The sequence below is a fragment of the Streptosporangium sp. NPDC004379 genome, assembly GCF_042873875.1.
Classification (GTDB): domain Bacteria; phylum Actinomycetota; class Actinomycetes; order Streptosporangiales; family Streptosporangiaceae; genus Streptosporangium.
Genome location: NZ_JBIAMC010000047.1, coordinates 1 through 1,112, shown reverse-complemented (window position 1 = coordinate 1,112; position 1,112 = coordinate 1). Strand labels below are relative to the sequence as shown.

Below are 1,112 nucleotides of genomic sequence, written 5' to 3'. Positions count from 1 at the left end.
TAGTAGTGCTTTGTTAGGTGGTTAGGGCGGCCGTCTGCGGCAGGTCGGGCATCGGCCTGTCCAGGCTGCCAGCAGGGCCTGCAGCTCCTTGAGGACCTGGTAGAGCGTCAGGCCGCCCCGACCGCTTTTGGGCTGCTCAAGCGCAGCTCGGTGCAGAACAGGTGCGCGGCGCTGACCAAGGTGACGTGCCGATGCCAGCCCCTCCAGGAGCGGCCCTCGAAGTGGTCCAGACCCAGGCCGGTCTTCAACTCGCGGTAGTCGTGCTCGATCCGCCAGCGGATCTTGGCCAAGGCGACCAGCTGCGCCGGCGGCGTGCCGGTGGGCAGGTTGGACAGCCAGTACTTGACCGGCTCGGCCTCGCCGTCGGGCCACTGCGCGATCACCTGGCTGACCGGCAGCGAACCATCGACGGCCAGGTGGGGTCTGCGGCCGGCCACCCGGACCGGCAGGATCACGAACTGTGAGGTCAAGCCGCCCCTGGAGCCGGCCCGCCAGGTCAGCGTCACCGCTGCGGCGCGGCCTGCGGCCAGCACATGCTCACGCAGGCTGACCGGCTTGGTGCGATACCGCGGCAGGGGATGCGGCCCCAGCCCCGAGTAGGCGATCCTTGCGGGCCGAGCTCCCACTCCGTGCGCGGTGACCGCGCCTTTGACCTGCATCACATAGGCCAGGCCGCGCTCGGCCAGGGCCGTGCGCAGGCGGGCGTTGTCGCCGTAGCCGGCATCGGCCACCACCACCGGCGGCGCCAGGCCCCAGCTTGTGAGTTCGTCGAGCATCTCCACGGCCATCTGCCATTTGGGGCGATGCCGCTCGCCGTCGGGGACGGCGCAGCGGGCGCGGCGCACGCCGGCCTGCCCGGCGGCGTGCGGATCGGCCGCCTGGCCGGCGTCCCAGGACGCGGGCAGATACAAACGCCAGTTCAGCGGGCAGGAGGCGGTGTCGGTGACGGCGTGCACGCTCACGCCGATCTGACAGTTGCCGACCTTGCCGAGGGTGCCGGAGTACTGCCGGGCCACCCCGGGTGAGTCCTTACCGTCCTTGGGAAAGCCGGTGTCGTCGATCACCCACGCGTGCGGGGCGATCACCTCGGCCGCGCGGACGGCCAGGCGCCG

Annotated in this window: 1 protein-coding gene; it reads right to left on the bottom strand. The window is 71.5% G+C overall.

From position 1 onward, the window contains the following. Positions 1–107: 107 nt before the first annotated feature. A partial coding sequence (locus tag ACFYSC_RS36865) for an IS701 family transposase (protein WP_389971048.1) occupies positions 108–1,112 on the bottom strand: 1,005 nt, incomplete at its 5' end.